General features: G+C 44.6%; 7 protein-coding genes. 4 read left to right on the top strand and 3 right to left on the bottom strand.

The features are described from left to right. Nucleotides 1–504: 504 nt before the first annotated feature. Nucleotides 505–1,413: a Tim44 domain-containing protein gene (locus tag AB4384_RS02840; protein WP_372128851.1), complete on the bottom strand. Its 909-nt coding sequence runs from the start codon at nt 1,411–1,413 to the stop codon at nt 505–507. 196 nt (nt 1,414–1,609) lie between these two features. Here AB4384_RS02840 and AB4384_RS02835 point away from each other — a divergent pair, with 196 nt between their 5' ends. The 3 genes from AB4384_RS02835 (at nt 1,610) to AB4384_RS02825 (ending at nt 5,159) form a co-directional block, all read left to right on the top strand. Then, on the top strand, nt 1,610–2,200 hold the full coding sequence (locus tag AB4384_RS02835) for a TetR/AcrR family transcriptional regulator (RefSeq protein ID WP_048613073.1): 591 nt from the start codon (nt 1,610–1,612) through the stop codon (nt 2,198–2,200). A 17-nt stretch (nt 2,201–2,217) separates the two neighbouring features. Beyond that, the gene (locus tag AB4384_RS02830; RefSeq protein ID WP_372128850.1) at nt 2,218–4,092 is read left to right on the top strand and encodes an MFS transporter; all 1,875 of its coding nucleotides are present in this window, start codon (nt 2,218–2,220) and stop codon (nt 4,090–4,092) included. A 146-nt stretch (nt 4,093–4,238) separates the two neighbouring features. Next, a complete protein-coding gene (locus tag AB4384_RS02825; RefSeq protein WP_372128849.1) occupies nt 4,239–5,159 on the top strand; it encodes a YeiH family protein in 921 nt (306 codons plus the stop codon). 133 nt (nt 5,160–5,292) lie between these two features. Here the strand turns inward: AB4384_RS02825 and AB4384_RS02820 are convergent, their stop codons facing one another. Then, nucleotides 5,293–5,460 (bottom strand): hypothetical protein, encoded by a 168-nt coding sequence (locus AB4384_RS02820; protein ID WP_017060175.1) that lies wholly within the window; start codon nt 5,458–5,460, stop codon nt 5,293–5,295. Between the two features lie 106 nt (nt 5,461–5,566). Continuing rightward, on the bottom strand, nt 5,567–6,445 hold the full coding sequence (locus AB4384_RS02815) for a LysR substrate-binding domain-containing protein (protein WP_017064076.1): 879 nt from the start codon (nt 6,443–6,445) through the stop codon (nt 5,567–5,569). A 193-nt stretch (nt 6,446–6,638) separates the two neighbouring features. Here AB4384_RS02815 and nagE point away from each other — a divergent pair, with 193 nt between their 5' ends. Beyond that, a complete protein-coding gene (gene nagE / locus AB4384_RS02810) occupies nt 6,639–8,084 on the top strand; it encodes an N-acetylglucosamine-specific PTS transporter subunit IIBC (protein WP_017064077.1) in 1,446 nt (481 codons plus the stop codon). Nucleotides 8,085–8,167: the final 83 nt, after the last annotated feature.

Below are 8,167 nucleotides of genomic sequence, written 5' to 3'. Positions count from 1 at the left end.
GTCTCCCTCCACCATATTCTCCTTAATTGGAAAATCGAAAAGCCAACTCATTGAGTTGGCTTTTTTCGTTTCTGAGCTTTATCTCTTACTAAACGTGTCTTCTAAAACAACCCTCAACTTCCTAAACACTAACCCGCTCCTACAAATAACTAAGCGATCTAGCCCATTCAAACATCAGTGATCCCATACTTCTGCATGACGCTCACAAGCCAGATAAGCAGCGCAGCCTAAACAATGGGTCGATATATGTTCTTCGCATTCGTTCGCAATTATCTGTTTCTGCTGCAAAGTAACCTCAGGCTCCAATACGGGTTCAAAGAACTTTGTCATTACTCATTACATCCAAATAAAATCAGTTAGTTAGTCTCAGGTTAATCCAATCTTTAACTAAGATACATATCATTAGACGCAAAAAAGCCCCTGCTGATTCTCAGCAGGGGCTTTCTATTATTTGGTGTTATTCCGAATAACTACATCCTATTGATGTTGAGTTAAATCCTGGAATTAACCTTGAATACCAACAATTAACCAAGGTGCATTGTTAGTTGTTAGGTCACGCTCTAGATGCCAGATATCAGTGATATCTTCTTCAACGCCATCCGCTGTGTCACGGTAACGACCGCTAAACTGAAGGCTTAGCTGTGCTTTGCTACCATCGTGGTCTGCGCGAACGATTTCAGCATCAACGAACATTACGTCTGTGTGCTGATCACCGTCTAGCTTATTACGCTCAGCTTTTAGGTCTTCAAATAGGCTTGGAGATACGTATTCTTCAATCGTGTTTAGCTCGTTGTGATTCCATGCACCTTGCAGTGTACGGTAGTGCTCACGAGAACCATTGATGAATGCCGCTTGATCAAAGCCCGGTGGGTAGTTATGTGGAACATCGCTTTGTGCACCAAAACCGAAACCACCAGCAGCGCCTTGTGATTGAGGTTGTGTTTGCTCGAAGTTATGAACATTTGGTTGTTGCTTAGGTTGTTCAAACTTGTTCTGACCCATGCCGCCGAATGCTGGCTGTTGGCCACGTGCATTCTGCTGATTCATTGAGCCCTGCTTCGCGCCCAACATTCCGCGTAGGAATTTAAACGCTAGGAAAGCAATCAGACCCATAATCAGAATATCCATGAACTGGATACCTTCAAATGCGCCACCAAAGAATGCAGCTAAAAGACCGCCAGCAAGTAAGCCACCTAGCAGACCGCCCATAAGGCCTTTCTTGCTAGAGTTAGCTGCTGTGTTCTTACCTGTTTGATCTTGACGGATCGAATTCGTGTTTTGTTGTTTTGGTGCTGGAGCCGTTTTAAAGCTTTTGCCAAATGACTTACCACCACCAAACTTTTTCGCTTCCGCGATTGGCGTCACCGCGACTGTTACCAACAGGATCGCGACTAGTGAGAAAAATCGTTTCATTATTATCCTTTATAGGTTTTTTATCTTTCGACACCTTAATCATACTCGTTAACAAAGAACAATGAAATATTCACCGTGTTTACACATGTATCATAATATTGCGGCTATTAATTGATTACTAAACTAGCGAAGGGATTGACGGCACTCTGGGGCAGCATTAAAATATTGAACGATGTTCATTTAATAGAAAGTACCCATGGCAAGACGAAACGATCATACTCGCGAACAATTAGTGCAATTAACCTTAAAAACGGTGACCGACTTCTTAGAAGAGCACTCTTATCACGAGCTAAGTCTACGTAAAATCGCCAATATGATTGGTTACGTTCCAAGTACCTTAGTAAATGTATTTGGTAATTACAACCTACTGCTTTTGCATGTGGTCGCTCAAACATTAGATGAACTGGCGTCAGAATCCGCTGCAACTGTTGAACAATCGAGCAACCCTCAACAAGCTCTATTCAACCTTGCCTACTGCTACCACGATTTTGCACAGAGACACCCTCACCGTTGGCAGCTTATCTTTGAGCACAACATGAACGGTGAAAACCTTCCTGAATGGCAATCGAACCGCATCGATAGAATGACAGGCATGCTAGAACAGTTGCTAGTAGCGATTGCTCCTGAACATACGAAAAGCGAAGTTGTTAAAGCCAGCCGTGTATTATGGTCTGGAGTACACGGAATTACTCTACTTAGCGTTGATGATAAATTTTTCGCCTCTGAGCCTATTGATGGTAAAGAGCTGATCAATAACCTAGTCTCAAACTACTTAACCAACTGGTAATCATCCAAGGAAAGACAATGAACAACAGCAGCCAATCTTCGCTGTTAACGCAAAAAAGGTTCCTACCCTACTTTATTACCCAATTTCTAGGAGCCTTTAACGACAACATATTCAAAAATGTCCTGTTACTGTTTGTTGCTTTCGCAAGCGTAGACACGCTGCCTATTTCCAGCAATCTATTCATTAATTTGGCCGCAGGCCTTTTTATTCTGCCCTTCTTCCTATTTTCAGCTTTAGCAGGTGTACTGGCCGACAAATACGAAAAATCGTGGTTTATCCGTAAAGTTAAGCTCCTCGAAGTAGTGATCATGTCACTGGGTGCGATCGGATTCATCTACGAAAGCTACGGGATATTACTTCTGCTCCTGTTCCTTATGGGAACGCAGAGTGCTTTCTTTGGTCCGGTGAAATACGCCCTGCTTCCACAACAATTAGAAACAAAAGAACTGGTATCTGGTAACGCTCTCGTCGAGACAGGTACATTCTTAGCGATCCTGATTGGTACTCTCGGCGCAGGCATCATTGCATCTGAAGAAGGCGCGAAGCTCATTGCTGCGGTGTGTATTGTTTCGTTCGCCGTGCTTGGCTATGTATCAAGCTGGTTTATCCCACAAGCGCCAAGTAATGCACCAGACCTTAAAGTAAAGTGGCAACCTGTAAAACTGACCCGCGCGACACTGGCGATTGCAAAAAAAGATCGCCCGACCTTTCAAGCTCTGATGTCTATCAGCTGGTTCTGGTTCCTTGGTGCGGCTTACCTAACTCAGTTTCCCAACTTCACTAAACTGCATCTAAACGGCACTGAAAGCTCCGTCGCCTTTTTACTGGCACTATTCTCGGTAGGCATTGCAATCGGCTCTTTAGCTTGTGATAAGTTATCTAATCACCGAATTGAAATCGGCATCGTGCCAATGGGCAGCTTAGGTATCTCGATCTTCGGTCTTCTGATAGCGATATCCATCCCGGAGTCTTTGCCTGACTTTAGTTCTTTCCATCAATTCGTAACCTACTCAGAGCTGTGGCCACTGTTTGCTTACCTTCTGCTTCTGGGTATCTCTGGCGGTGTCTTTATTGTTCCTCTGTATTCACTGATGCAGTTACGTGCCAAGCCCGACGAGCGTGCCCAAGTGATTGCCGGGCTCAATATCTACAACTCACTGTTCATGGTGGGAAGTGCGGTATTAGGTATTGTTTGCCTTAGTGTTCTAGATCTTTCAATTCCGCAGCTGTTTATCTTGCTCGCAGTGGGCAACACTTTGGTGATGCTGTACCTGTTTTATCAGGTGCCTATCTACGCTTTCCGCTTCTTTACGTGGGTGGTCACTCACACCATGTACAGAGTTAAACATAAGAACTTACATCACCTGCCAGAAAAGGGCGGTGCGTTGATTGTCTGCAACCATGTGAGTTATATGGATGCACTGCTGCTGAGTGCGGTTTGCCCTCGCTTGATCCGTTTTGTGATGGAAGAGGATTACACCAAGTTGCCGCCAATTCGACGCTTCTTGAAAAGAGCTGGGGTGATTCCAATCTCCGCGACCAACCGCAACTCGATTCGAAACGCTTTCAAAGAAGTAGAGCGTGCCCTGCATGAAGATCACATCGTGTGTATTTTCCCAGAAGGAAAGCTCACCTCTGATGGCGAAATGGCTGAGTTCATGCGTGGTATGGAGCTGATCATCAAACGTTCCCCTGTCCCAGTGATTCCTATGGCTCTTAAAGGATTATGGGGTAGCTACTTTAGTCGTTACAAAGGCCGTGCCTGCAAAGGGTTACCCACTCGCTTCTGGACTAAGCTAGAGATAGAAGCTGGCGAGCCGATTTCACCTAAACAAGCCTCTTGTGAAACGCTTCGACAGTCAGTCTCTGACCTTCGCGGATCATTACGCTAGTTAACCAGCCCTTTATTCATATCAGTTGAACAAGCGTTAAGTTTTCCTTAACGTTTGTTCAATTCATTTAGACTTACTTATCATTTTATTGAACGTATAGTGGTCTCATCACAATAACGCCACAACAAAACAAGACTCTAAATACAATGAACCTAAAAAAGTCCGTTCCATTTTATCTTGCTGCACTGTTTTGCTTAACGCCTTGGGTTAGCTCACCGACAGCCCTGGTTATCGGTTTCCTGCTTGCTAGTTTAGGATTAGTCCCTGAACACTTGGAAGTCGGCAAACTTACCAAAAAGCTACTGGCCTACTCTATTGTTGGCTTGGGTTTTGGTATTCAGTTTGAAAAAGCATTAGCAGTAACAGGCGATGGTATTGGGCTCATTGTAACGACGATTATCGGTACATTAGTCATTGGTTGGTTCTTGGCGAAACAAATGGGGCTAGACCGCACTACGGGCTATCTTATATCTTCTGGTACCGCGATTTGTGGTGGTAGCGCGATAGCAGCAGTGGCACCCGCGATCAAAGCAGACGATGAACAGATTGGCTTGGCATTAGCCACCGTATTCGTGTTGAACTCGGTTGCTCTATTCTTATTCCCGATGATTGGTCACGCGCTTGAGGTCAGCCAACAAACATTTGGTACTTGGGCAGCGATAGCGATTCACGATACGTCTTCTGTAGTAGGTGCAGCTTCAGCGTATGGCGAAGAAGCACTGACGACAGCGACAACATTGAAGCTCGCTCGCGCACTTTGGATCATCCCAATCGCTTTAATTAGTGCGATGATCTTCAAGAACGATCAAAAGAAGATTACGGTTCCCTACTTCATTTTCTTCTATTGCGCCGCTATCGCGGTGAGTGACTTACTGCCACAATTTGAGATGGTCTATCAAGGAATCTTTGATGTGTCTAAGCGAGCACTGGTCGTGTGTTTGTTCTTAATTGGCTGTGGTATTTCAGTTGAGAAGTTAAAAGCGGCAGGGCCGAAACCACTGATGTTTGGTATTACAATGTGGGTCATGATCTCAACGGGTTCATTGGCGTGGTTAACTCTCGCTTAGCCTGCATAGAAACGCTTTAGATGACTGTCTGGTTACCTAGACACTCGGGTTAGCGAGCAGAAAAACAAAAAGGCAAAGCTCCAATGGGCTTTGCCTTTATCGTTTGTGGTAAGGGTATTCTTTGTTGTAACAATCACGAATCAAACAGGGGCTTATCACTCTTCTTGCTCTCTCTTTTCATTAAAACAAGTACCACAACCAACACAAATGCGGTGAGCTCAGCCAACGAACGAGTCAACCCTGACGAGATGATTGCTTGGCCTATCTGCAGTAAAACCGCAATGGTGAGGGCAATTTTCATAATAAGACCTTATTCTATAATCCGTTATTTATATGGCTTATTATGATGGATGGTTATAAAGATAATAAATTCTGTTTTGAACTATCTAATTGCTAAATTAACTAACCTAGCGCAACTGCCCTTCTAACCACTTAATAAAGGTTCTTACCTTAGGGCGTTTTTCCGTGCCTAGCGGGCAGATTAAGTCATACCCTTGGTCTGTATCCATGCTCGGATAAGGTGTTATCAGCTCACCAGTCTGAACATACTGCTTAACAAAATGATAGCGCCCCATCGCGACACCGATATTGCTGAGGGCACTTCTTACGCCCATATCCCGGTGGCTCACACAGTAAAATTGCTCAAACAAGTTCACATCTAAGCCGTGGTGTTTAATCCAACGCTGCCATACATCTGACCCTAGTGCATGAATGAAATTAATCCGGTGCAGCGATTCTAAGCCATCATCAAAGATGTCGTGTTCAGCCGCGTAACTCGGTGTACATACCGGAATATACTTTTCACCAAACAGGCGCTGTCGATGCATGTCTTTGAGATTTTCAGCACCATAGTAAATAGCGACATCGAGATGATTTTGATGAAAATCCTGCTCTTCTTGCGAGAAAATATTGAGATTAAACTTTGGGTATCGCTGTTTAAAATCAGCCAACCTCGGCAGTAACCAACTGTTGGCAAATGCAGGACTGGTACCGATATTGATCTGTCCATACAAGTCTGTGTTGGTAATGTCTTCGATCTCACCAAAAATAGAGCTTAACGACTTGGATAACGTTCGTTGAAAGCGCTGACCTTCTTCCGTTAGTTCCAATTTACGAGTCCCTCGCACAAACAAGTTAAATCCGAGTTCACCTTCTAACACTTTGATTCGATGGCTAACGGCTCCCTGAGTCAAATGCAACTTTCTAGCCGCTAGCGTAAAGCTCATTTTCTCTGCAGCAACATTAAAAGTATGAAGATTTCTAAGTAAAGATTGATGGTTAGCCATACGAACTCATGCATTAAAAATTTTAATTCATACTACTACCCGTTTCGTTTGTTTGCATCAAGAAATAAGTTTTTAATAACCGCAGTTACTTAAAATCCTGCCTCGATCAATATTTGACTCCATACGTTGACGAGCAGAAACATTAAAAAAATTAATTACAAACTTAGGGGCACATATGAATATACTCGGGTATATGCAAAAAGTAGGTAAGGCATTGATGGTTCCCGTAGCCACACTGCCAGCTGCAGCAATCCTTATGGGGATCGGCTATTGGTTGGATCCTGTTGGTTGGGGTTCTGAAAGTATCTTAGCCGCATTCTTGATCAAATCTGGTGGCGCGATCATCGACAACATGGCGGTTCTATTCGCGGTGGGTGTCGCATTTGGTTTGAGCCGTGATAAGAATGGTTCTGCGGCACTGTCTGGCTTTGTGATGTTCCTCGTCGTCACCACGCTACTTGCTCCGGGCTCTGTTGCTCAGTTAATGGATGTTGAACTCAGTGAAGTGCCTGCGGCATTTGGCAAAATCAGCAACCAATTCGTAGGTATCATTGTGGGTATCATCTCTGCTGAGATCTACAACCGCTACTCAACGGTTGAACTTCCTCAAGCTCTAGCGTTCTTCAGCGGTAAGCGTTTGGTTCCTATCCTGACCTCAATCGCAGGTATGGCTCTCTCTTTTGCTCTACTTTACATCTGGCCAGCTGTTTACGACGCTCTGATCGTTCTGGGTATTAAACTAGAAAGCATGGGTGCGGTGGGTGCTGGTCTGTTTGGTTTCTTCAACCGTTTGTTCCTATCAGTAGGTATGCACCACGCTCTTTACCCTGTGTTCTGGTTCGACGTTGTTGGTATTAACGACATTCCAAACTTCTTAGGCGGCGCGCAATCTATCGCTAACGGTACGGGTATTCCAGGTAAAACTGGCATGTACCAAGCGGGCTTCTTCCCTATCATGATGTTTGGCCTACCAGCAGCAGCATTGGCGATGTATCACTGTTCTGATGCGAAAAACAAAAACCAAGTATTCGCAATCATGCTTGCGGCAGCTATGGCTTCATTCTTCACGGGTATCACAGAGCCACTAGAATTCAGCTTCATGTTCCTAGCACCCGTGTTGTTCCTACTGCACGCAGTATTAACAGGCCTATCGCTTTACATTGCAGCAAGCATGGAATGGATGGCAGGCTTCGGCTTCTCTGCTGGTTTCGTTGACCTAGTACTATCAAGCCAAAACCCACTCGCGGTTAACTGGTACATGCTACTGGTTCAAGGTGTGGTGTTCTTCGCGCTTTACTACGGTATTTTCCGCTTCGCTATCATCAAGTTCAACCTACGTACTCCAGGTCGTGGTGAAGAGATGGAAGCAGAAAAAGAAACTGAAACGCCAGAAGCATTGGCTAACCTAACCAACAGCTACATTGAAGCGGTTGGCGGTGCAGACAACATTCTAGAAGTCGATAACTGTATTACTCGTCTACGCTTAACTGTGAAAGACTCAGGTGCAGCAGACAGCGAGAAACTGAAGAAACTCGGTGCGGCAGGTGTGGTACCGGTTGGGAAAGGTGGTCTACAAGTTATCATTGGTCTAGGTAAGGTAGATAAAGTCGCTGAACAAATGAAGAAGGCACTCGCTTAACGCCAAATCTTGAATGACACGATAAATAATTAGAATTTGTGACGGCTTCACCACCGTCACAACCCCCTGAAGCGCAATTACGA

This window comes from Vibrio sp. 10N.261.51.A4, assembly GCF_041471945.1.
Lineage (GTDB): Bacteria > Pseudomonadota > Gammaproteobacteria > Enterobacterales > Vibrionaceae > Vibrio > Vibrio crassostreae_C.
This window is presented reverse-complemented; position numbering and strand designations above follow the sequence as displayed.